Annotated in this window: 20 protein-coding genes and 1 tRNA gene; 20 read left to right on the top strand and 1 reads right to left on the bottom strand. The window is 67.1% G+C overall.

Features of this window, described 5'->3' with window-relative positions:
• Positions 1–96: 96 nt before the first annotated feature.
• The 5 genes from FPZ12_RS10550 to rplA all read left to right on the top strand — a co-directional run bounded on the left by FPZ12_RS10550 (position 97) and on the right by rplA (position 2,841).
• Positions 97–169: transfer RNA gene (locus tag FPZ12_RS10550), tRNA-Trp, on the top strand.
• Positions 170–197: 28 nt separating this feature from the next.
• Positions 198–641 (top strand): preprotein translocase subunit SecE, encoded by a 444-nt coding sequence (secE, locus tag FPZ12_RS10545; RefSeq protein ID WP_144747603.1) that lies wholly within the window; start codon positions 198–200, stop codon positions 639–641.
• Between the two features lie 57 nt (positions 642–698).
• Positions 699–1,493: a transcription termination/antitermination protein NusG gene (gene nusG, locus FPZ12_RS10540; protein WP_144747604.1), complete on the top strand. Its 795-nt coding sequence runs from the start codon at positions 699–701 to the stop codon at positions 1,491–1,493.
• 76 nt (positions 1,494–1,569) lie between these two features.
• Positions 1,570–2,001 (top strand): 50S ribosomal protein L11, encoded by a 432-nt coding sequence (gene rplK / locus FPZ12_RS10535; RefSeq protein WP_139095431.1) that lies wholly within the window; start codon positions 1,570–1,572, stop codon positions 1,999–2,001.
• Between the two features lie 126 nt (positions 2,002–2,127).
• Positions 2,128–2,841: a 50S ribosomal protein L1 gene (gene rplA / locus FPZ12_RS10530; protein ID WP_144747605.1), complete on the top strand. Its 714-nt coding sequence runs from the start codon at positions 2,128–2,130 to the stop codon at positions 2,839–2,841.
• Positions 2,842–2,899: 58 nt separating this feature from the next.
• Here the strand turns inward: rplA and FPZ12_RS10525 are convergent, their stop codons facing one another.
• Entirely contained in the window at positions 2,900–3,874 is a 975-nt protein-coding gene (locus tag FPZ12_RS10525) for a hypothetical protein (RefSeq protein WP_166462679.1), read from the bottom strand.
• A 273-nt stretch (positions 3,875–4,147) separates the two neighbouring features.
• Here FPZ12_RS10525 and rplJ point away from each other — a divergent pair, with 273 nt between their 5' ends.
• The 15 genes from rplJ to rpoB all read left to right on the top strand — a co-directional run bounded on the left by rplJ (position 4,148) and on the right by rpoB (position 21,302).
• Complete coding sequence (gene rplJ / locus FPZ12_RS10520) at positions 4,148–4,681, top strand: 50S ribosomal protein L10 (RefSeq protein ID WP_144747606.1); 534 nt, start codon at positions 4,148–4,150, stop codon at positions 4,679–4,681.
• 43 nt (positions 4,682–4,724) lie between these two features.
• The gene (gene rplL, locus FPZ12_RS10515; protein WP_144747607.1) at positions 4,725–5,111 is read left to right on the top strand and encodes a 50S ribosomal protein L7/L12; all 387 of its coding nucleotides are present in this window, start codon (positions 4,725–4,727) and stop codon (positions 5,109–5,111) included.
• Positions 5,112–5,321: 210 nt separating this feature from the next.
• The gene (locus FPZ12_RS10510) at positions 5,322–6,494 is read left to right on the top strand and encodes an ABC transporter ATP-binding protein (protein ID WP_144747608.1); all 1,173 of its coding nucleotides are present in this window, start codon (positions 5,322–5,324) and stop codon (positions 6,492–6,494) included.
• The gene (locus FPZ12_RS10505; RefSeq protein WP_166462678.1) at positions 6,491–7,285 is read left to right on the top strand and encodes an MlaE family ABC transporter permease; all 795 of its coding nucleotides are present in this window, start codon (positions 6,491–6,493) and stop codon (positions 7,283–7,285) included. The genes FPZ12_RS10510 and FPZ12_RS10505 overlap by 4 nt, the downstream gene beginning before the upstream one ends.
• A 2-nt stretch (positions 7,286–7,287) precedes the next feature.
• Positions 7,288–8,124, top strand: a complete 837-nt coding sequence (locus FPZ12_RS10500; RefSeq protein WP_144747609.1) for an MlaE family ABC transporter permease — start codon at positions 7,288–7,290, stop codon at positions 8,122–8,124.
• The gene (locus tag FPZ12_RS10495; RefSeq protein ID WP_144747610.1) at positions 8,121–9,455 is read left to right on the top strand and encodes an MCE family protein; all 1,335 of its coding nucleotides are present in this window, start codon (positions 8,121–8,123) and stop codon (positions 9,453–9,455) included. Before FPZ12_RS10500 ends, FPZ12_RS10495 begins: the two co-directional genes overlap by 4 nt.
• Positions 9,452–10,483 (top strand): MCE family protein, encoded by a 1,032-nt coding sequence (locus FPZ12_RS10490; protein WP_144747611.1) that lies wholly within the window; start codon positions 9,452–9,454, stop codon positions 10,481–10,483. The genes FPZ12_RS10495 and FPZ12_RS10490 overlap by 4 nt, the downstream gene beginning before the upstream one ends.
• Positions 10,480–11,466: an MCE family protein gene (locus FPZ12_RS10485; protein ID WP_144747684.1), complete on the top strand. Its 987-nt coding sequence runs from the start codon at positions 10,480–10,482 to the stop codon at positions 11,464–11,466. The genes FPZ12_RS10490 and FPZ12_RS10485 overlap by 4 nt, the downstream gene beginning before the upstream one ends.
• Positions 11,463–12,641, top strand: coding sequence for an MCE family protein (locus FPZ12_RS10480; RefSeq protein ID WP_144747612.1), 1,179 nt, complete (start codon positions 11,463–11,465; stop codon positions 12,639–12,641). Before FPZ12_RS10485 ends, FPZ12_RS10480 begins: the two co-directional genes overlap by 4 nt.
• Positions 12,638–13,840, top strand: a complete 1,203-nt coding sequence (locus tag FPZ12_RS10475) for an MCE family protein (protein WP_144747613.1) — start codon at positions 12,638–12,640, stop codon at positions 13,838–13,840. The genes FPZ12_RS10480 and FPZ12_RS10475 overlap by 4 nt, the downstream gene beginning before the upstream one ends.
• A complete protein-coding gene (locus FPZ12_RS10470) occupies positions 13,840–15,102 on the top strand; it encodes an MlaD family protein (protein WP_144747614.1) in 1,263 nt (420 codons plus the stop codon). Before FPZ12_RS10475 ends, FPZ12_RS10470 begins: the two co-directional genes overlap by 1 nt.
• 36 nt (positions 15,103–15,138) lie before the next feature.
• On the top strand, positions 15,139–15,855 hold the full coding sequence (locus FPZ12_RS10465; protein WP_481726101.1) for a hypothetical protein: 717 nt from the start codon (positions 15,139–15,141) through the stop codon (positions 15,853–15,855).
• Positions 15,856–15,884: 29 nt separating this feature from the next.
• Positions 15,885–16,853 carry a hypothetical protein gene (locus FPZ12_RS10460; protein ID WP_144747615.1) on the top strand — a complete coding sequence of 323 codons (969 nt, stop codon included), beginning with the start codon at positions 15,885–15,887 and terminating at the stop codon, positions 16,851–16,853.
• Positions 16,854–16,872: 19 nt separating this feature from the next.
• Positions 16,873–17,397 carry a hypothetical protein gene (locus FPZ12_RS10455; protein WP_144747616.1) on the top strand — a complete coding sequence of 175 codons (525 nt, stop codon included), beginning with the start codon at positions 16,873–16,875 and terminating at the stop codon, positions 17,395–17,397.
• A gap of 410 nt (positions 17,398–17,807) precedes the next feature.
• Complete coding sequence (gene rpoB, locus FPZ12_RS10450; RefSeq protein WP_144747617.1) at positions 17,808–21,302, top strand: DNA-directed RNA polymerase subunit beta; 3,495 nt, start codon at positions 17,808–17,810, stop codon at positions 21,300–21,302.
• Positions 21,303–21,379 lie beyond the last annotated feature (77 nt).

Genomic DNA, 21,379 nt, shown 5'->3' with positions numbered 1-21,379 from the left:
TTGCCGTAGAGTGTCGAACTTGGAACGTCCGGAACCCCGCCCCGCACCCGGCACGGGGTTGGTGAAGGATGTCCGGTGAGCGGTAGGTGTGCTCAAAGGGGTGTAGCTCAAATGGCAGAGCAGCGGTCTCCAAAACCGCAGGTTGCAGGTTCAAGTCCTGTCACCCCTGCGTCGACATAGGTGGTCCAACCCGAGGAGTGGTCGTGAGCGACAGCGACGCCGGCGGCGAACAGGAACAGGAGTCCAAGCGGGCTTCTCGTCCGGTCACCGCCGCGGCTCGGCGCGAGCGCCGCGCCTCCGCGCGCCCGGCCGGGAAGGCCACGGCCAAGGAGTCCGACAAGGACAAGGCCCGGCCGGCCACCAAAGCCGGTTCCGCCACGGAATCGGGTAAGGCGGCCGAGACCAAGAAGGGCCGGGCGACCCCCAAGCGGGATCGCAAGCAGAAGAAGCCCTCGCTCTTCGCGAGGCTGGTGCGGTTCATCCGCGAGGTGTGGGCCGAGCTGCGCAAGGTCATCTGGCCCACGCGCAAGCAGATGATCACCTACACCACCGTGGTGCTGGTCTTCGTGGCTTTCATGGTCGCGTTGGTCTATGTGCTGGACTTCGCGTTCCGCAAGGGCGTGTTCTGGCTGTTCGGCTGAGCGCCACGAGCGCGGGCCCACCGGGACACGATTAGCGATCAAGTGAGAGGACGGAACGTGACCTCCGAGAACGGCGTTGCCGCTGGCGACGAGTTTGACGAGTCGGTCGAGCCGGTGAGCGAGGCAGCCGAGGACACCGCCGAGGCGGAGGCCGACCTCGAACCGACCGCTGACGACGATAGCGAGCCCGCGGCCGGAGAAGCCGACGAGGCCGTGGCCGAAGATGCGGAAGAGGAAGACCCGGTCGAGAAGCTGCGCGCGGAGCTGAAATCGCTCCCCGGCGACTGGTACGTGGTGCACTCCTACGCCGGCTACGAGAACAAGGTGAAGAACAACCTCGAGACCCGGACGACCACCCTGGACGTCGAGGACTACATCTTCCAGATCGAGGTGCCGACCGAAGAGGTCACCCAGATCAAGAACGGCCAGCGCAAGGTCGTGCAGCAGAAGGTGCTGCCCGGCTACATCCTGGTCCGGATGGAGCTGAACGACGCCTCGTGGAGCGCGGTGCGCAACACCCCGGGTGTCACCGGCTTCGTCGGCGCGACGTCCAAGCCGTCCCCGCTGACCATCGACGACGTGCTGAAGTTCCTGGCGCCGAAGGTGGAGAAGCCCGCACCGGCGAAGGCCAAGGGCGAGGCGGCATCGGCCGAGACCTCACTGGGCGCCGCCCCGGTCGAGGTGGACTTCGAGGTGGGCGAGTCGGTCACCGTCATGGACGGCCCGTTCGCCACGCTCCCGGCGACGATCAGCGAGGTCAACGCCGACAACCAGAAGCTGAAGGTGCTGGTGTCGATCTTCGGCCGCGAGACGCCGGTCGAACTTTCGTTCAACCAGGTCTCCAAGATCTGACGATCCGTACACTGGATCGTTGGCCCCTGTGTGCAGGCAGGCGCACGGGGGAGCCAGTAGTGAATAGGAACAGGTAATGCCACCCAAGAAGAAGAAGCTTGCAGCGATCATCAAGCTGCAGATTCAGGCGGGTGCCGCGAACCCGGCTCCGCCGGTCGGCCCCGCGCTGGGTCAGCACGGTGTCAACATCATGGAGTTCTGCAAGGCCTACAACGCCGCGACCGAGTCGCAGCGTGGCAATGTGGTGCCGGTCGAGATCTCCGTGTACGAAGACCGCTCGTTCGACTTCAAGCTCAAGACCCCGCCGGCGGCGAAGCTGCTGCTGAAGGCCGCCGGTGTCGAAAAGGGCTCCGGCGAGCCGCACAAGACCAAGGTCGCCAAGGTGACCTGGGACCAGGTGCGGGAGATCGCCGAGACGAAGAAGAGCGACCTGAACGCGCACGACATCGACCAGGCCGCCAAGATCATCGCCGGCACGGCGCGGTCGATGGGCATCACGGTCGAATAGTCGGCGCCGAGTCCACGGCGGCCGCTCGATGGGCGTCGTGGTCGCGCGAGAGCGCCACACGTGGGAGGGCCAGGCGCTGGCCCGGGACCACACTGATCCACTTTTCGAAGTAGTTAAGGACAGAGCATGACCAAGCGCAGCAAGGCCTACCGTCAGGCCGCCGAGCTGATCGACCGCGAGCGGCTCTACGCCCCGCTCGACGCGGCGAAGCTCGCGAAAGAGACCTCCAAGGTGAAGATGGACGCCACGGTCGAGGTGGCCGTGCGTCTCGGGGTCGACCCCCGCAAGGCCGACCAGATGGTCCGCGGCACCGTGAACCTGCCGCACGGTACCGGCAAGACGGCCCGCGTCATCGTGTTCGCGGTCGGCGACAAGGCCGCCGAGGCCGAGAGCGCCGGCGCGGACGCGGTCGGCAGCGACGAGCTGATCGAGCGGATCCAGGGTGGCTGGCTCGACTTCGACGCCGCCATCGCGACCCCGGACCAGATGGCCAAGGTCGGGCGCATCGCCCGGATCCTCGGCCCGCGTGGCCTGATGCCGAACCCGAAGACGGGCACCGTGACCCCCGCGGTCGCGAAGGCCGTCGCCGACATCAAGGGCGGCAAGATCTCCTTCCGGGTGGACAAGCAGGCCAACCTGCACCTGGTGATCGGCAAGGCGTCGTTCGAGCCGGAGAAGCTCGTGGAGAACTACGCCGCCGCGCTGGACGAGATCCTGCGTGCGAAGCCGTCCGCCGCGAAGGGGCGTTACCTGCAGAAGGTCACCTTCTCCACCACGATGGGCCCGGGTATCCCGGTCGACCCGGCGCGCACCCGCAACCTGCTCGCCGCGGACGCCTGAGTCCTTCGAGCACACCGATGGCCGGTCTCCCTCCGGGGAGGCCGGCCATCGGCTTTTTCTAGCTCGTCGGCGTCGCCGCGGAGGTGGCCGGGGCGCAGGTCTTCGGGCCGGGCTCGTGCCCGGTGATGAGCCACTGGCCCTTCTCGACCTTGGTCACTGTGAACACGCCCAGCGCGGGCCCACCAGAAATCGTGAACCGGCACGAGTCGACTACGACGGTGTCGCCGTAGTTCTCGGTTACATGGCTCGGAATCGACTCCAGGTAGTCGTTGACGTTCGTGACCTGGGCGTGGATGGCGAGGACGGCTTGCCTGCAGTCCGCGTAACCGAGGTCCTGCCCGAACTTCTGCTGGATGTCTTCGCGGAACCGGCCGCAGGCCCGGACGGCCATGTCCTCCGGATTCGGGTCCTTCTGCGCGATGGCGTCGTAGACCGACCGGACGGCCTCGTACGGCTGCGTCGAGAGGATCTTGTTCGTGTGGTAGGTCCCGCCGCCGGTTTCGGACGCCGGCCGATCGTCGTCCTGGCTGGGGAAGAAGTAGTTGTACGCGAACTTGCCCGCGATCAGCAGTACCAGCAGGAACAGCAACGCTGAAAGGACTTTCCCGGCGAGGCGCTTCGCCCAGCGAGGGGCGCGGATCTTGGGGCGCGGGCGTTCCGGGGGAGGACTGACCTGGATCTGACCGCCGTACGGTGGCGGGGGTACCGGCGGGACGCCCTGCTGGGTCTGAGCCACTTGACCGGGCTGTGCCGGCGGCTGCACCAGCTGACCGCCTTGCCCTGCCTGACGCTGCGCCTCGGTGAAGCGCAGGTAGTCCTGAAACTGTTGGAACTGCTGGAATTGACGCAGCTGCTCGGGGTCGAGCTGCGGCGCCGACTGCACTTGCGGCGGCTCCCCCGCGGGCTGCGGCTGCCCGGCCGACCGTTGCGCGGGCAACCCGGTGGGTGGCGTCGGCTCGCCGTCCGCGGGCGTGGGTGGCCCGGCGGTTCCCGAGGTGTTGTCCGGCTCGTGGTGTTCAGGTCGCTCCGCCACCTGCCCATGATGACAGGCCCCACGTGAAGAGCACCGGTGATACCCGGGTATGCTGGCCAACGGTTCTACCGAAGACCGCTGGTTTTCCACGCGTCCCGTGGCGTGTGGAACGAAGGCCCCGCAGTGGCGGGCGGCCCGCGCAGGAGGAACGAAGGATATCCGGGCCGTCTCAGTACGCGCCCGTGACGCCCCGCGTTTCTGTTGCGCAGGGGCGTTTCGTCGTTTCGAGGCCTTCCGGGCTGGCGGTCACCCAGCCAAGAGAGGAGGCGAGGAATGGTGAAGCCCGACAAGGTGGCGGCAGTCGCCGAGATCGCGGACCGGTTCCGCAACAGCTCGGCCACCGTGGTCACCGAGTACACCGGCCTCTCCGTGTCCCAGCTGAGCCAGCTGCGCCGCGCTCTCGGCACCACTGCCAAGTACCGGGTCGCGAAGAACACCCTCGTCAAGCGTGCCGCCGAGGACGCAGGGATCGAGGGTCTCGAGGAGCTTTTCCTCGGCCCGACCGCCATCGCCTTCGTCGAAGGTGAGGCTGTCGACGCCGCGAAGGCTCTGCGTGACTTCGCGAAGGAAAACAACGCGCTTGTCATCAAGGGCGGCTACATGGATGGCCGCGCCCTCACCGTCGAAGAGATCAACCAGCTCGCCGATCTCGACAGCCGTGAGGTCCTGCTGTCCAAGGCCGCGGGTGCGTTCAAGGCGAAGCTTTCCCAGGCCGCCGCGCTGTTCCAGGCGCCGGCGTCCCAGGTTGCCCGTCTTGCCGCCGCGCTCGAGGAAAAGCGCAAGGACGAGGCACCAGCCGAGAGCTGACCGAACCCCCATCACCACCCCCTGAACAGAAAGGACCGCCATCATGGCGAAGCTGAGCACTGACGACCTGCTCGACGCTTTCAAGGAGCTCACCCTGCTCGAGCTCTCGGACTTCGTGAAGAAGTTCGAGGAGACCTTCGACGTCACCGCGGCCGCCCCGGCTGCCGTCGTGGCCGCCGCCCCGGGTGCCGCCGCTGCCCCGGCCGAGGAGGAGAAGGACGAGTTCGACGTCATCCTCGAGGGTGCCGGCGACAAGAAGATCCAGGTCATCAAGGTCGTCCGCGAGGTCGTCTCCGGCCTGGGCCTCAAGGAGGCCAAGGAGCTCGTCGAGGGCGCCCCGAAGCCGCTCCTGGAGAAGGTCGACAAGGAAGCCGCCGACGCCGCCAAGGAGAAGCTCGAGGCTGCCGGCGCCAAGGTCAGCGTGAAGTAACTTCCGTAACCCGGAAGATTCGGGCGGGCACCCCACAGTGGGTGCCCGCCCTTTTTTGCTGTCCACTGTTCACCTGGTTTGTGGATTGCGAAACTCGTGAGTAACCTCCACGGCGCTCAACTCGTTGCACCCAGATGATGCGGGCGTGCTCACCGTGCGCGACCTGTCTAGGGTGTGTGAGCCGTCACCGTAGGAGCTCCGGGAGGTGCGATGGGTGCCGAGGTGGTCATCGAAGGTCTGACGAAGTCGTTCGGCAGGCAGACCATCTGGCGGGACGTGACACTGACACTGCCCCCGGGTGAGGTGTCGGTGATGCTGGGTCCGTCGGGGACCGGGAAATCGGTGTTCCTGAAGTCCATGATCGGTTTGCTGAAGCCGGATCGCGGCAAGTGCATGATCAATGGCGTGGACATCGTCCGGTGCAGTGAGCACAAGCTGTACGAGACGCGGAAGCTGTTCGGGGTGCTGTTCCAGGACGGCGCGCTGTTCGGCTCGATGAACCTCTACGACAACGTGGCGTTTCCGTTGCGGGAGCACACGAAGAAGTCCGAGACCGAGATCCGGCGGATCGTGTTCGAGAAGCTGGAGATGACCGGTCTCGCGGGGGCGGAGAAGAAGCTCCCGGGTGAGATTTCCGGTGGTATGCGTAAGCGTGCGGGGTTGGCTCGTGCGTTGGTGCTGGATCCGGAGATCATCCTGGTGGATGAGCCGGACTCGGGTCTGGACCCGGTCCGCACCACCTACATCAGCCAGCTTTTCCTCGACGTGAACGCCCAGAGTGACGCGACGTTCCTGATCGTCACGCACAACATCAACCTGGCGCGCACGGTGCCGGACAACCTGGGCATGCTCTTCCGCAAGGAGCTGGTGATGTTCGGGCCGCGCGAGGTGCTGCTCACCAGTGAGGAGCCGGTGGTCAAGCAGTTCCTCAACGGCCGGATGGACGGCCCGATCGGCATGTCCGAGGAGAAGGACTCCGCGACCATCGCCGCCGAGCGCGCGATGTTCGAGGCCGGGCACCACGCGGGTGGTGTCGAGGAGGTCACCGGGATTCCGGAGCAGATGCAGCCGGCGCCCGGGATGCCCGAACGCATGGGCGCGCGCCGCCGCAAGGACCGGGTCATGAAGATCCTGCACAACCTGCCGCCCGAGGCGCAGGAAGGGATCATCGACTCGCTCACGCCCGAGGAGCAGGCGCACTACGGGGTCCACCCGCGGCACGCCGCGCCGCCGCGCAACCAGACCGTCCAAACAGGACCGGTCGCGCAGCGCCACCGCGGTCAGCTGCCCAGTGACCAGGTCGCTCAGATCCCCGACGGCAGCTGGCCGAGAACAGAGGGTTCCACCGAGCGCCTGCGCAATCCGGGGCCAGGTGGCGCATGAGCTCGACGGCCTCCTCGGCCAAGATTCCCGGGATGGGGATGCTGCGGGAGACCGGGAAACTGTTCGCCCTCGGGCTGGACATCATTCGCGGGATCTTTCAGCGACCGTTCCAGATGCGGGAATTCATCCAGCAGGCCTGGTTCATCGCCAGTGTGACCATCCTGCCCACCGCGCTGGTCGCGATCCCGTTCGGCGCGGTCATTTCGCTGCAGTTCGGCTCGCTGGCCCGCCAGCTCGGCGCGCAGTCGTACACCGGCGCGGGCAGCGTGCTGGCCACCGTGCAGCAGGCGAGCCCGCTGGTGACCGCGCTGCTGGTGGCCGGCGCCGGTGGTAGCGCGATCTGCGCGGACATCGGCGCGCGGACCATCCGCGAGGAGATCGACGCGATGGAGGTGCTCGGCGTCTCGGCGGTGCAGCGGCTGATCGTGCCGCGCGTGCTCGCCTCGATGCTGGTCGCGTTGCTGCTCAACGGAATGGTCAGCGTCATCGGCGTGCTCGGTGGCTACTTCTTCAACGTGGTTCTCCAGGGCGGCACCCCCGGTGCCTACCTGGCGAGCTTCTCGGCGCTGGCCCAGCTGCCCGACCTGTGGGTGGGCGAGCTGAAAGCGCTGATCTTCGGGTTCATCGCGGCCGTCGTCGCGGCCTACCGGGGGCTGCACCCCTCCGGTGGGCCGAAGGGCGTCGGCGACGCGGTGAACCAGTCGGTGGTCATCACGTTCCTGATGTTGTTCGTGGTGAACTTCGTGATCACTCTGGTCTACCTGCAGATCGTGCCCGGAAAGTTGAGCTAGTCATGACGTTCGGCCAGAGTGCGAAACGCATCGCGAACCGGCCTCTCGAAGTTCTCGACAACTTCGGGGACCAGATGTCGTTCTACGCCAGGGCGCTGGCGTGGACCCCGCGCACGATCCGGCGCTACACCAAGGAAGTGCTGCGGCTGCTGGCCGAGGTGAGCTTCGGTTCCGGCTCGCTGGCGGTGATCGGCGGCACGGTCGGCGTGATGGTCGGGCTGACCCTGTTCACCGGTGTGCTGGTGGGCCTGCAGGGCTATTCGGCGCTGAACTCCATCGGCACCTCGGCGTTCACCGGTTTCCTCACGGCCTTCTTCAACACCCGTGAGATCGCGCCGCTGGTCGCCGGGCTCGCGTTGTCCGCGACGGTCGGCGCCGGGTTCACCGCGCAGCTGGGCGCGATGCGGATCTCCGAGGAGATCGACGCGCTCGAGGTGATGGGCGTGCCGAGCCTGCCGTACCTGGTGACCACACGGATCATCGCCGGGTTCGTCGCGGTCATCCCGCTCTACATCATCGGGCTGCTTTCGTCCTATTTGGCCTCACGACTGGTGGTCATCTATATCTACGGCCAGTCGGCCGGGACCTATGACCATTACTTCGATCTGTTCCTGCCCCCGCAGGACGTTTTCTATTCATTCATCAAAGTCCTGATATTCAGCGTCGTGATCATCCTGACGCACTGCTACTTCGGCTACCGTGCTTCCGGTGGCCCGGCCGGCGTCGGCGTGGCCGTGGGCCGCGCGGTCCGGCTGAGCATCGTGACGGTGGCGATCATCAACTTCTTCATCGGGTTCGCCATCTGGGGCACCACCACGACGGTGAGGATCGCGGGATGAGGACGTTGCGACGCAGGCTGCTGGGCCTGTTGCTCATCGCGATCCTCGTCGGCGGGGTCACGCTGAGCATTGCGATGTACAACCGGGCGTTCACGTCGTTCGTCGACGTGAAGCTGGAAGCCTCCGACATCGGCAACCAGCTGCTCGAGCAGTCCGACGTGAAGGTGCGCGGGCTGATCGTGGGGTCCGTGAAGTCCATTTCGGCCACTTCGGACGGTGCGGAGCTCACGCTGGCGCTGGACCCGGAGTCGGCGAAACTCATTCCCAGCAACGTTTCCGCGCGGTTCCTGCCGAAGACGTTGTTCGGCGAGCGTTACGTCTCACTGGAGATCCCGCCGAACCCGTCGGCGGGCACGCTGCAGAACGGCGACGTGATCCCGGAGGACCGCTCGTCCTCCGCCGTCCAGCTGTCGAAGGCGCTGGACGACCTGCTGCCGGTGCTGCAGGCGGTGCAGCCGCAGAAGCTGTCCACCACGCTCACCGCGATTTCGACCGCGCTGCAGGGCCGCGGCGACGAGCTGGGCCAGACGCTGTCCGAGCTCGGCAACTACCTCGACGGGCTCAACCCGCACCTGGACGAGCTGCAGCACAACCTGAAGTCGCTGGCGAAGTTCTCCGACAACCTCGCAGGCTCCGCGCCGGACCTGGTGCAGACCCTGGACAACCTGTCCACCACCAGTAAGACCATTGTGGACGAACAGCAGAACCTGCAGTCCTTGTACGCCAACGTGACCACCACGTCGCAGACCCTGGAATCCTTCCTGAAGGCCAACGCGAGCAACCTGATCAGCCTGTCCGAGAGCGCCCGGCCCACCGCCGAGCTGCTCGCCAGGTACTCCCCGGAGTACCCGTGCTTCCTCGGCCAGATGTCCCAGCTGGTGCCGTTGATCGACCAGGCGATGGGCAAGGGCACCAGCCAGCCCGGCCTGCACGCGACGATCGAGATCGTCGACAGCCGCGGCGCCTACAAGGCGGGCCAGGACGAGCCGCGCTTCGCGGACGATCGCGGCCCGCGCTGCTACAACATCAAGGACTACCCGGACCCGTTCCCGCAGTACCCGCCGGACGGCCCGATCCAGGACGGCAGCAAGCCGGGCCCCGGCTCCCGTTCGGTCAGCGACGGGCTCGTCCCGGCGAACACCTCGGCGGACGCCGGCGGCTACAACGGCAGCGGCACCACCGCGGGTGACCCGGTGAACTCGGCCGCCGAGACGGACTTCCTCGCGCAGCTGGTCGGCCCGCAGATCGGGGTGGACCCGAGCCAGATGCCGGGCTGGAGCGGGCTGCTCGTCGGGCCGCTGTACCGCGGGGCGGAGGTGACCGTGAAATGAGGGGCATCGCCGCACCGCTGATCAAGCTGATCGTGTTCATCGTGGTGACCGTGCTGTTCACCGCGATACTCGGGATCAGCATCGCGAACATCAACACCAGCAGCACCAACACCTACAGCGCCCGGTTCACCGACGCGACGCTGGTGCTGGCAGGCGACGACGTGCGCATCGCCGGGGTGAAGGTGGGCCAGGTCAAGGACGTCAAGATCGTCGACAGGCGGCAGGCGCAGATCGACTTCGAGGTCGACACCGGCCGCACGCTGCCGTCCAACGTGCAGGCGACGATCAAGTACCGGAACCTGGTCGGCCAGCGCTACCTCGCGCTGACCCAGGGCACGGACGGGAGCACCGCGCCGCTCAAGCCGGGCGCGACGATCCCGCTCGACCACACCACCCCGGCGCTCGATCTCGACGAGCTGTTCAACGGGTTCAAACCGCTGTTCACCGCGCTGAACCCGGACGACGTGAACAAGCTGTCCTACGAGATCATCCAGGTGCTGCAAGGCGAAGGCGGCACGATCGACAGCCTGCTCTCGCACACCGCGTCGCTGACGAGCACGATCGCGCAGAAGGACCAGGTCATCGGCGAGGTGATCGACAACCTCAACAGCGTCCTGGACACCGTCAACGCGCACACCCCGCAGCTGAACACCCTGATCACGAACCTGCAGCAGCTCGTGTCCGGGCTGGCCGCCGACCGCAAGCCGATCGGTGACGCGATCGACGCGCTCGGCGGGCTCGCCGACACCACTTCCGGTCTGCTGCAACAGGTTCGCGATCCGCTGAAGAACGACATCGCGGCGCTGGGCGTGCTGAGCAACAACCTCAACGACAACCAGTCGATCGTGGAGCACTTCATCCAGTACCTGCCGCAGAAGGTGACGACGCTGACCGGTACGGCGGACTACGGCTCTTGGTTCAACTTCTTCCTGTGCTCGGCCAACGGCAGCATCGCGCTCCCGCCGTTGATCAACGAGCCGGTGAACCTGCCGATCGCGCCGGTGACGAGGGATCGGTGCGGATCGTGAAAAGCTTCCAGTCCCGCAACCCCGTGCCCATCGCCGTCGTCGGCCTGGTGCTGATGGTGCTCGGGCTCGTCGTCGCGCTGAACGCCGACGACCTGCCGATCATCGGTGCCGGCACCACGTACTCCGCCGACTTCACCGAGGCCGCCGGGCTCAAGTCCGACGACGAGGTCCGGGTCGCCGGGGTCAAGGTCGGCAAGGTGACCGACGTCGAGCTGGACGGCGCGCAGGTGAAGGTGTCGTTCAAGGTCAAGGACGCCTGGCTCGGCGACCAGACCAGCGCGGCGATCAAGATCAAGACGCTGCTCGGGCAGAAGTACCTGGCGCTGGACCCGGTCGGCACCAAGACGCTCAACCCGGGCACGACGATCCCGAAGGAACGCACGCTGGCGCCGTACGACGTGCTCGACGCGTTCCGGGACCTGTCGAACACCGTGGACCAGGTCAACACCCAGCAGCTGGCGCAGAGTTTCGACACCCTGTCGCAGACGCTGTCGGGCACGCCGACCGAGGTGAAGGGCGCGCTGTCCGGTCTGCAGCAGCTGTCCGACACGATCGCCAAACGCGACGGCCAGCTTTCCCAGCTGCTGGCCAACACCAAGCAGGTCAGCCAGACACTGGCCGACCGCGACCAGGAGCTGACCCAGATCCTCGCCGACGGCAACAAACTGCTCGACGAGATCACCCAGCGGGAGCAGGCGATCTCGACCCTGCTGACCGGGGCGCAAACGCTTTCCCAGCAGCTGCAGGGGCTGGTCAACGACAACGACGCGCAGCTGGGCCCGGTGCTGAACTCGCTGGACCAGCTCACCACGATGCTGCAGAACAACCAGGACGCGCTGGCACAGGGGATCGCGAAGTTCGCGCCCTACATCCGGGTGTTCACCAACACCGTCGGCAACGGGCACTGGTTCGACAACTACATCTGCGGTCTGGTCCTGCCCTCGGTAGGCCCGCTGAACGAAGAGGGGTGTAACCAGAAATGACCAGCACCCGCTTCGGTCAGTCACTCGCCCGCGGCATCGCCGTCGCCTGCGTGCTCGGCCTCCTCGTCGCCGGCGGGCTTTGGTGGGTCCTCAAGGACGCCAACAAGAAGACCGTCACCGCGTACTTCCCGAGCGCGATCGGGTTGTACGTCGGCAACAGCGTGCGCGTGCTCGGCGTCGAGATGGGCACGGTCACCAACGTGCAGCCGATGGGCAACCAGGTCCGCGTCGAGATGGAGTACGACAAGTCGGTGGCGCTGCCGGCCGACGTGCAGGCCGCGATCGTCGCGCCGTCACTGGTTTCCGACCGGTACGTGCAGTTCGCCCCGGCGTACACCGGCGGCAAGGTGATCGACGACGGCGCCTCCATCCCGGTCTCGCGCACCGCGGTGCCCACCGAGGTCGACGACCTGTACTCCAGCCTGGACAAGATCAGCCAGTCGCTCGGCCCGAACGGGGTGAACGCGAACGGCTCGCTGTCGGACCTGCTGACCACGCTGGCGAAGAACATGGACGGCAACGGGCAGTCGCTGCACGACACGATCACCAAGCTGAGCCAGCTCTCGACCACGTTGTCCGGCAACAAGGACGACCTGTTCGCCACCATCCAGAACCTGGCGCAGTTCTCCACCACGCTGGCGCAGAGCGACAGCCAGGTCCGCCAGTTCGAGTCGCAGCTGGCCGACGTCAGCGGCTACCTCGACGGCGAGAAGCAGAACCTCGCCGCGACGGTGCAGCAGCTGGGCACCACGCTCACCATGGTGCAGGACTTCATCAACTCGCACCACGACAAGCTCCGGTCCAATGTGGACAAGCTAGCGAGCGTCACCAAGGTGCTGGTGGACCAGCGCAGCGCGCTGGCCGAGATCCTGGACGTCGCGCCCGTCGGGCTCAGCAACGTCGTCAACGCCTACAACGGTTCCTCGGGCACGCTGGACGCGCGGGCGAACATCAACGAGCTGACCCAGCCGCCGATCGTGCTGGTCTGCTCCCTGCTGAAACAGGCGGGGAAGCTCGGCGAGGTCGGCAACCTGTGCGACTCCGTCGCCGGGATCGTCGACGGGGCGGTGAAGTTGCCTTCGGTGGCGCAGACGGTGAACGCGCTGCAGAACGGCCAGGCGCCGCCGCTGCCACTGCCGCTCGTCGACCTCTACGGGACGGGGGCGTCGCAGTGAAGAAGCTCGCCATCGCCGCTGTCGGTGTCGCGGCCGCGCTGACGCTCAGCAGCTGTGGTTTCGGCGGTATCTACTCGGTTCCGCTGCCCGGCGGTGCCGACCTCGGCGACCACCCGTACACGGTCAAGGCGCAGTTCCAGGACGTGCTCGACCTGGTGCCGAAGTCCGGGGTGAAGGTCAACGAGGTCGCGGTCGGCAGGGTCGAGTCGATCGGGCTCACCCCGGACGGCTGGCACGCCGAGGTCACCATGGAGATCAACGGTGACGTGAAGCTGCCGGCGAACGCGCTGGCGAACATCCGCCAGTCGAGTCTGCTGGGCGAGAAGTACGTCGAGCTCGCTTCGCCGGGACAGGACCTCGCGCAGGGCTCGCTGGCGAACAACGCGGAGATCCCGCTCGCGCGGACGAACCGCAGCGTGGACGTGGAGGAGGTGCTCGGCGCGCTGTCCATGCTCCTCAACGGCGGCGGCGTCGACCAGATCAACACGATCACCAAGGAGCTCAACAACGCCACCTCCGGCCGCGAGCCCGACATCCGCAACCTGCTGGACAGCGCGAACCAGCTGGTGTCCACTTTGGACGCCCAGTCCGCGGACATCACGCGCGCCCTTGACGGGCTGAACCGGTTGTCCAGCACGCTGAACAACCAGAAGGACCAGCTCGCCGGAGCCATCGACAACCTCGGCCCCGGACTGGCGGTGCTGGAACAGCAGCGCGGTCAGTTCGTCCGGATGCTGCAGGCACTGCAGAACCTGTCGGGGGTCACCGTCGACACGATCAACAAGAGCCAGGAGGACCTGGTCGCCGATCTGCGCGCGTTGCAGCCCACGCTGCAGAAGCTGGGTGAGGCGGGCTCGGATCTGCCCAAGTCGCTGGAGTTGTTGCTGACGTACCCCTTCACCGACTCCGCGCTGCAGGGCGCGAAGGGCGACTACTTCAACCTCTACGCGAACATCGACCTGAACCTGAAGGACATCCTGGACAACTTCGGCCGCAGCCGGGACAACCCGCTCGCGGGTGCCCTGCCCGACAGCCTCGCGGGCCTGTCCGGTGGCACGTCGTCGAACGACTCGAACACCACACCGCCGCTGCCGCTGAACTCGGGGCAGAGCTCGCCGAGCACGACCGGCACCGGGCAGTCGCAGCAACAGCAGACCGGCGCCGCCGGCATCTTCGGACTCTTGGCGGGAGGTGCCTGATGCTGGTGCGCAGGACGAAGATCCAGCTGCTCGCGTTCCTGGTGATCTCCGTGGTCGCGATCGTGTACGCGCTGATCCGGTTCGCCGGCCTCGGTCAGGTTTTCGGGCAGGAGGGCTACACGGTGAAGCTGGAGCTGACCCAGTCGGGCGGCATCTTCACCGGGGCCGAGGTGACCTACCGCGGCTACAACATCGGCAAGGTCGGGCAGCTGCGGCTGACCGCGCAGGGCCTCGAAGCCGAGCTGAACATCGACCCGAAGGCCCCGAACGTCCCCGCCGATCTGCAGGCCGTGATCGCGGACCGTTCGGCGGTCGGGGAACAGTTCGTGGACCTGCGGCCCGCGAGCGACAGCGGGCCGTACCTGAAGGCGGGTTCGGTGATCGGCGCCGACAAGGCGAAGACCCCGATCTCCACCGAGCAGGTCGTCAGCGATCTCGACGGGCTGGCGCAGTCGGTGCCCACCGACGCGCTGCGCACCGTCGTCGACGAGTCGTACAACGCCTTCAACGGCACCGGGACCGATCTCCAGGTGCTGATGGACACCGTGCGGGACTTCACCAAGTCCGCGCAGGACAACCTGCCCCAGACCGTGCAGCTGCTCGACGAAGGCGGCAAGGTGCTGGACACGCAGAACGCCGAGGCGTCGAACCTGTCCGAGTTCAGCAAGAACCTGAACTCGCTGTCCGCGACGCTGAAGAACTCGGACGGCGACCTGCGGAGACTGATCGAGGTCACCCCGCAGGCTTCGTCGGTGCTCAACCAGTTGATCACCGACACCGGGCCGGGGCTCGGCGAGCTGGTCGCCAACCTGCTCACCACGTCGAACCTGCTGGTGACGCGGCAGAACAACATCTCGCAGGTGATGGTGAGCTACCCGGTGCTGGCTTCTGGCGCGCGCAGCGTCGTGCCCGGCGACGGCACCGCGCACCTCGGGCTGGTGCTCAACCTGTTCAACCCGCCGGCCTGCACCAAGGGCTACATGAGCTCGGACCAGTACCGCACCGGCACGGACACCTCCGCGCGGGAGCCGGACACCAACGCCTACTGCGCCGAGCCGACGGGCAGTCCGATCGACGTCCGCGGCGCGCAGAACGCGCCGTACAACGGCGTGCCGGTGGAGCCGAGCCAGGAGCAGCTGAACAGCAGCGCGGACCGGCCCCAGCAGGAGCTGGCGGAGATGGCCGCGGGCACTCCTGGCGTCGCGGGTTCGCCCGCGGTGTCGATCAACAGCCTTACTTCGTTGCTGGGCCTGCCCGGCTGACGGAGACGAAACACTGTCTCTCTACTCTGGAGTGTTATGAGTTCGGACGAGGCCTCGGAGAAACCGGCCGAGGAGCCCACGCCGGGCGGAGAGCCCGGGCGTGACGGCGAAGAGACCGTCACCGGGGCGCACGCGGCCGACGAAACCGACGCTGTCGGTGAGGCCGGCACCGCCGACGACGCCGCGGCGGCCGACGCCGACGCCGACGTCGCTGAGGAACAGGGTGGCCCCAAGCGGGACAACAGCCGGTACCTGGTGCTCGGCACGGCCACGCTGGCGCTCGCCGCGCTGATCGTGGCGGCGATCTTCGGGATCCAGTGGTGGTCCGCATCCGGGGACGACAACCTCGCGCTGGCTCAGGCGCGCGACGCGGTGGTCCAACAGGGCACCGTCGCCGTGAAGGCCTACACCGAATTGGACTACACCAATCCGGACGCCTACTTCCAGAAGCAGATCGACGTCTCCACCGCCGATCTGCAGACCCAGCTGAAGAACTCCGAGCAGACCTACCGCCAGGCGATGACCGACGCGAAGACGAAGGTCACCACCACGGTGCAGGACATCGGGGTCGAGGAGCTCGACGACCACCAGGGCAAGGCCAGCTTCCTGGCGGCGATCAGCACGCTGGTGACCAAGGAGGGTCAGCAGCCGGTGGTGAAGCCGTTGCGGCTGGAGGTCCAGATGACCCGGGTCGGAGCGGACTGGAAGGTCTCCTCGATCGGGTCCGTCCCGCTCGTGAGCAGCGGGCAGTAAGCGCGCGTCGTAGCAAAGGGAGTTTCGTCTTGCCATCCAGCTCTCCCCGCCGGCCTCAGCAGCCGGGCCGCCGGCCGAAGGTCGCCGGGCTGCGCCGTCCGTCGCCGAGCCCGCGTCCGAAGCCGGACCAGGAAGCCCCGGCCGACGTCGTCGAGTCCCCGTCCGCGCCCGAGGTCGAAGACACCGCGGCCGCCTCGGAAACCACCGTCGAAGAAACCCCGGCCGAGGCCGTCGAGGCCCCCGAGGTCTCCGAGGACACCGTCGAGGAACTGACCCGCCCGAGCCCTCGGCCGAAGAGCCGTGACACCGGTGCGCCGAAGCCGGACGACTTCTACGAGGCCGAAGCCGCCGTCGCGGAGCCGGATCCCGAGCTTTCAGTGGCGGAGCCCGAAAAGCGCGAGCGCAGCCCGCGCAGCCGGTTCGTACTCGCCGGCGCGCTGTTCGGCGCCGCGCTCGTGCTCGCCGGGTTCGCGGTGTGGTTCAAGATCGAGGGCAACCAGCTCGACGCGGCCACCTCGAACACCGCGCTGCTGGACGTAGCCCGCACCTCGCAGGTGAACCAGGCGGCCACCAACGCCGCCGAGACGCTGTTCTCCTACGACTTCAACAACATCGCCAAGACCCAGAACGCGGCGAAGGACCTGCTGCTCAACGACGAGGTCAAGGCGAAGTACGACAGCCTGATGGGCGAGGTCGAGCGGCTCGCGCCGCAGCAGAAGATCGTCGTCACGGTGAAGGCCAGCCGCAGCGCGGTGGTCCGGCTGGAGGGCGATCTGGCGAGGGTGATGGTGTTCGTCGACCAGACGGCCACCCGCACCGACCAGAACCAGACCTCCAGCGGCAGCGCCCAGCTGTACATGAACATGCAGTACGTGGACGGCAAGTGGAAGGTCTCGAACCTCAACACCTACAGCGCCGAGACCCCGACCTCGACCCCGTCCGCGAGCGGTTCGCCCGCGCCGACGACCAGCGCCCCGCCGGCGTCCCCGAGCCGCTGAGCCGCTTCGGCTCGCATCGATGGGGGACCCGTACCGCGGCGCGGTGAGCTGGGACAGCCGGGGTGAGGACAAGATCGGCGTCTTCCACCCGGGGCACATCGGGCTGCTCCGGGTGCACGTGAACGGCCTGCGCAAGCTCGCGCTCGACAGGCTGGCCGAGTACGACGCCGGTCCGCCGGGCGTGCTGGACAAGCGTCTGGACGCCGTTCTGTGGACGCGCAGGCTCGGCGAGAACACGCCCGCGGCGCCGGAGCTGGACATGCTGATCCCGGTGGCGAACCGGCTCGGCGAGCTGCTGGAGCTGCTGCCGTCGGAGGGTGGGGTCGTGGTGCTGCGCGGCTGGCCCGAGCGCTACCTCATGGGCACCGTCGCGCTGGACGTGAAGGTGGCCATCGAAGCCTGGCTGCGCTCGTGGCGGCTCGGCGAATCCGTGGACGGAATGCCCTGCCCGGACGAGGCTTCCCAGCGCCTCTGGGAGAAGCAGTGCTCGTGGCTGCAACAGCAGATCGTCACACCCCTGCAGCCCGAACCGCAGCCGCTTTAGCACTCCCACCCCCTCGGTGCGAGCTGGGATGATCATCGAAAAGCCCTGTTCAGCGGGGGTGCCTTACGGCCCGTACACCGTCCACGCACATTGCGCCAACCGGCGGGTTTGAGGGCGTGGCATCTTGACTCTGGGCCGCCGGAGGGTCACGCTTACTGGCAACGGCAACGCCCTGCGGGAGGGCGAAGCTGGAGGCATACCTGAAGACGTCGTGATCGAGGTCTGGGCCCCGTCGGGAGCGCCCCCTCGACAGAACGCGTCGTTCGGGCTAGACTGCTTCTTTGCGCTGCCCTCTTTCAGGCTGCCCGGGCACGGCAGTTAGGATAGTGGGCACCACGGCACCCTTGACAGTCGCTTTAGTAGTTGCTAACGCGGCTGCTCACCGCTCATTGTCCCCGGAAGGACGCATCTTGGCAGTCTCTCCCGCGAACCAGGCCACTGCTGCGACCACCTCGGCTGAATCGAACTCCACGGGAATCCCCGGAGCCCCCAAGCGGGTCTCCTTCGCGAAGATCCGCGAACCGCTGACCACCCCGAATCTGCTGGACGTGCAGATCAGGTCCTTCGAATGGTTCACCGGTGACGAGAAGTGGTTCGAGCGCCGCGTCGAAGAAGGAGAAGAGAACCCGACCGGCGGTCTCGAAGAGGTCCTGAACGAGATCTCCCCGATCGAAGACTTTCAGGGCACCATGTCGCTGTCCTTCTCGGACCCGCGCTTCGACGAGGTCAAGGCCTCGGTGGAGGAGTGCAAGGACAAGGACATGACGTACGCGGCCCCGCTGTTCGTCACCGCGGAGTTCGTGAACAACAACACCGGCGAGATCAAGAGCCAGACGGTCTTCATGGGTGACTTCCCCGTGATGACCGACAAGGGCACCTTCATCATCAACGGCACCGAGCGTGTCGTGGTGTCCCAGCTGGTCCGTTCCCCCGGCGTCTACTTCGACCAGGCGATCGACAAGACGACCGACAAGGACGTCTTCAGCGTCAAGATCATCCCGAGCCGCGGCGCGTGGCTCGAGTTCGACGTGGACAAGCGCGACACCGTCGGTGTGCGCATCGACCGCAAGCGCCGCCAGCCGGTCACCGTGCTGCTGAAGGCGCTGGGCTGGACCACCGAGCAGATCCGCGAGCGCTTCTCCTTCTCGGAGACCCTGCTGGCCACGCTCGAGAAGGACCACACCGCCGGCACCGACGAGGCGCTGCTGGACATCTACCGCAAGCTGCGCCCGGGTGAGCCGCCGACGAAGGAGAGCGCGCAGACCCTCCTGGAGAACCTGTTCTTCAAGGACAAGCGCTACGACCTCGCCAAGGTGGGCCGCTACAAGGTCAACAAGAAGCTCGGCCTCGACCTGCCGTACGAGACCGGCACGCTGACCGAGGAAGACATCGTCACCACCATCGAGTACCTGGTCCGGCTGCACGCCGGCGAGGAGAAGATGGGCCCGGAGGACAACCTCATCCCGGTCGAGGTCGACGACATCGACCACTTCGGCAACCGCCGCCTGCGCACCGTCGGCGAGCTGATCCAGAACCAGATCCGGGTCGGCCTGTCCCGGATGGAGCGCGTGGTCAAGGAGCGGATGACCACACAGGACGTCGAGGCGATCACGCCGCAGACCCTGATCAACATCCGCCCCGTCGTGGCCGCGATCAAGGAGTTCTTCGGGACTTCGCAGCTGTCGCAGTTCATGGACCAGAACAACCCGCTGTCCGGTCTGACCCACAAGCGCCGCCTCTCGGCGCTGGGCCCCGGTGGTCTGTCCCGTGAGCGCGCCGGCATGGAGGTCCGCGACGTCCACCCGTCGCACTACGGCCGGATGTGCCCGATCGAGACGCCGGAAGGCCCGAACATCGGCCTGATCGGCTCGCTCTGCTCCTACGCGCGGGTCAACCCGTTCGGCTTCATCGAGACGCCGTACCGGAAGGTCGTCGAGGGCCGGGTCACCGACCAGGTCGACTACCTCACCGCGGACGAGGAGGACCGCTTCGTCAAGGCGCAGGCCAACGCGCCGCTGACGGACGACGGCCACTTCGCCGAGGACCGCGTGCTGGTCCGCCGGAAGGGCGGCGAGGTCGAGCTGATCGACCCGATGGACGTGGACTACATGGACGTGTCGCCGCGCCAGATGGTGTCGGTCGCCACGGCGATGATCCCGTTCCTCGAGCACGACGACGCGAACCGCGCGCTGATGGGCGCCAACATGCAGCGCCAGGCGGTGCCGCTGCTGCGCAACCAGTCGCCGCTGGTCGGCACCGGTGTGGAGCTGCGCGCCGCGGTCGACGCCGGTGACGTGCTGGTCGCCGAGCAGGCCGGTGTGGTGGAGGAGCTCTCCGCCGACCTGGTCACGATCATGCACGACGACGGCACGCGGAAGAGCTACGGACTGTACAAGTTCCGCCGCACCAACCACGGCACCTGCTTCAACCACCGGCCGATCGTGAACGAGGGCGACCGGGTCGAAGCGGGTCAGGTGATCGCGGACGGGCCGTCCACCGAGAACGGCGAGATGGCGCTGGGCAAGAACCTGCTCGTCGCGGTCATGCCGTGGGAGGGCCACAACTACGAGGACGCGATCATCCTCTCCGAGCGTCTCGTGCAGGACGACGTGCTCACCTCGATCCACATCGAGGAGCACGAGATCGACGCGCGGGACACCAAGCTCGGTGCCGAGGAGATCACCAGGGACATCCCGAACGTCTCCGAAGAGGTGCTGGCCGACCTCGACGAGCGCGGCATCATCCGCATCGGCGCCGAGGTCCGTGACGGCGACATCCTGGTCGGCAAGGTCACGCCCAAGGGCGAGACGGAGCTGACCCCGGAGGAGCGCCTGCTCCGCGCGATCTTCGGCGAGAAGGCCCGCGAAGTCCGCGACACCTCGCTGAAGGTGCCGCACGGCGAGACCGGCAAGGTCATCGGCATCCGGGTGTTCTCCCGCGAGGACGACGACGAGCTGCCCCCGGGCGTCAACGAGCTGGTCCGCGTGTACGTGGCCCAGAAGCGGAAGATCCAGCCGGGTGACAAGCTCGCCGGCCGTCACGGCAACAAGGGCGTCATCGGCAAGATCCTGCCCGCCGAGGACATGCCGTTCATGGAGGACGGGCAGCCGGTCGACATCGTGCTGAACACCCACGGTGTGCCGCGACGGATGAACATCGGCCAGATCCTCGAGCTGCACCTCGGCTGGCTCGCGTCGCAGGGCTGGAAGGTGGAGGGCTCGCCCGAGTGGGCGGCCAACCTCCCCGAAGAGCTCTACGACGTCGACCCCGGCACGAACACCGCCACCCCGGTGTTCGACGGTGCGAAGGAGGAGGAGCTCACCGGTCTGCTGGCCTCGACCAAGCCGAACCGTGACGGCGAGCGCCTGGTCCAGCCGGACGGCAAGGCGGTGCTGCTGGACGGTCGTTCCGGCGAGCCGTTCCCGTACCCGGTGGCGGTCGGCTACATGTACATCCTCAAGCTGCACCACCTGGTCGACGACAAGATCCACGCCCGCTCCACCGGCCCGTACTCGATGATCACCCAGCAGCCGCTGGGTGGTAAGGCGCAGTTCGGTGGCCAGCGCTTCGGTGAGATGGAGTGCTGGGCGATGCAGGCCTACGGCGCGGCTTACACGCTGCAGGAGCTGTTGACGATCAAGTCGGACGACGTGGTCGGCCGCGTGAAGGTGTACGAGGCCATCGTCAAGGGCGAGAACATCCCGGACCCGGGTATCCCCGAGTCGTTCAAGGTGCTGTTGAAGGAGCTGCAGTCGCTCTGCCTCAACGTGGAGGTCCTTTCCTCCGACGGTGCGGCGATCGAGATGCGCGACTCCGACGACGAGGACCTCGAACGCGCCGCCGCGAACCTCGGCATCAACCTGTCCCGCAACGAGTCGCCCTCGGTGGACGACGTCGTGCAGTGACCTCGCCGCCTGGCCGGGCCCACACCTCCCGCGTGGGCCCGGCCGGGCAGCCGGCCCCGTTAGCCACCTCTATTTCC

The organism is Amycolatopsis acidicola, from assembly GCF_007713735.2.
Taxonomy (GTDB): Bacteria; Actinomycetota; Actinomycetes; order Mycobacteriales; family Pseudonocardiaceae; genus Amycolatopsis_E; species Amycolatopsis_E acidicola.
The sequence above is the reverse complement of the archived record's forward strand: the minus strand, read 5'-3'. Positions and strand labels throughout refer to the sequence as shown.

Bases quoted from the DNA above. Each gene is read 5' to 3' on its own strand.
- rplK (WP_139095431.1), top strand. From the start codon at position 1,570: ATGCCACCCAAGAAGAAGAAGCTTGCAGCGATCATCAAGCTGCAGATT.
- rplA (WP_144747605.1), top strand. From the start codon at position 2,128: ATGACCAAGCGCAGCAAGGCCTACCGTCAGGCCGCCGAGCTGATCGAC.
- rplJ (WP_144747606.1), top strand. From the start codon at position 4,148: ATGGTGAAGCCCGACAAGGTGGCGGCAGTCGCCGAGATCGCGGACCGG.
- rplL (WP_144747607.1), top strand. From the start codon at position 4,725: ATGGCGAAGCTGAGCACTGACGACCTGCTCGACGCTTTCAAGGAGCTC.
- FPZ12_RS10510 (WP_144747608.1), top strand. From the start codon at position 5,322: ATGGGTGCCGAGGTGGTCATCGAAGGTCTGACGAAGTCGTTCGGCAGG.
- FPZ12_RS10505 (WP_166462678.1), top strand. From the start codon at position 6,491: ATGAGCTCGACGGCCTCCTCGGCCAAGATTCCCGGGATGGGGATGCTG.
- FPZ12_RS10500 (WP_144747609.1), top strand. From the start codon at position 7,288: ATGACGTTCGGCCAGAGTGCGAAACGCATCGCGAACCGGCCTCTCGAA.
- FPZ12_RS10495 (WP_144747610.1), top strand. From the start codon at position 8,121: ATGAGGACGTTGCGACGCAGGCTGCTGGGCCTGTTGCTCATCGCGATC.
- FPZ12_RS10490 (WP_144747611.1), top strand. From the start codon at position 9,452: ATGAGGGGCATCGCCGCACCGCTGATCAAGCTGATCGTGTTCATCGTG.
- FPZ12_RS10480 (WP_144747612.1), top strand. From the start codon at position 11,463: ATGACCAGCACCCGCTTCGGTCAGTCACTCGCCCGCGGCATCGCCGTC.
- FPZ12_RS10470 (WP_144747614.1), top strand. From the start codon at position 13,840: ATGCTGGTGCGCAGGACGAAGATCCAGCTGCTCGCGTTCCTGGTGATC.
- FPZ12_RS10465 (WP_481726101.1), top strand. From the start codon at position 15,139: ATGAGTTCGGACGAGGCCTCGGAGAAACCGGCCGAGGAGCCCACGCCG.
- FPZ12_RS10455 (WP_144747616.1), top strand. From the start codon at position 16,873: ATGGGGGACCCGTACCGCGGCGCGGTGAGCTGGGACAGCCGGGGTGAG.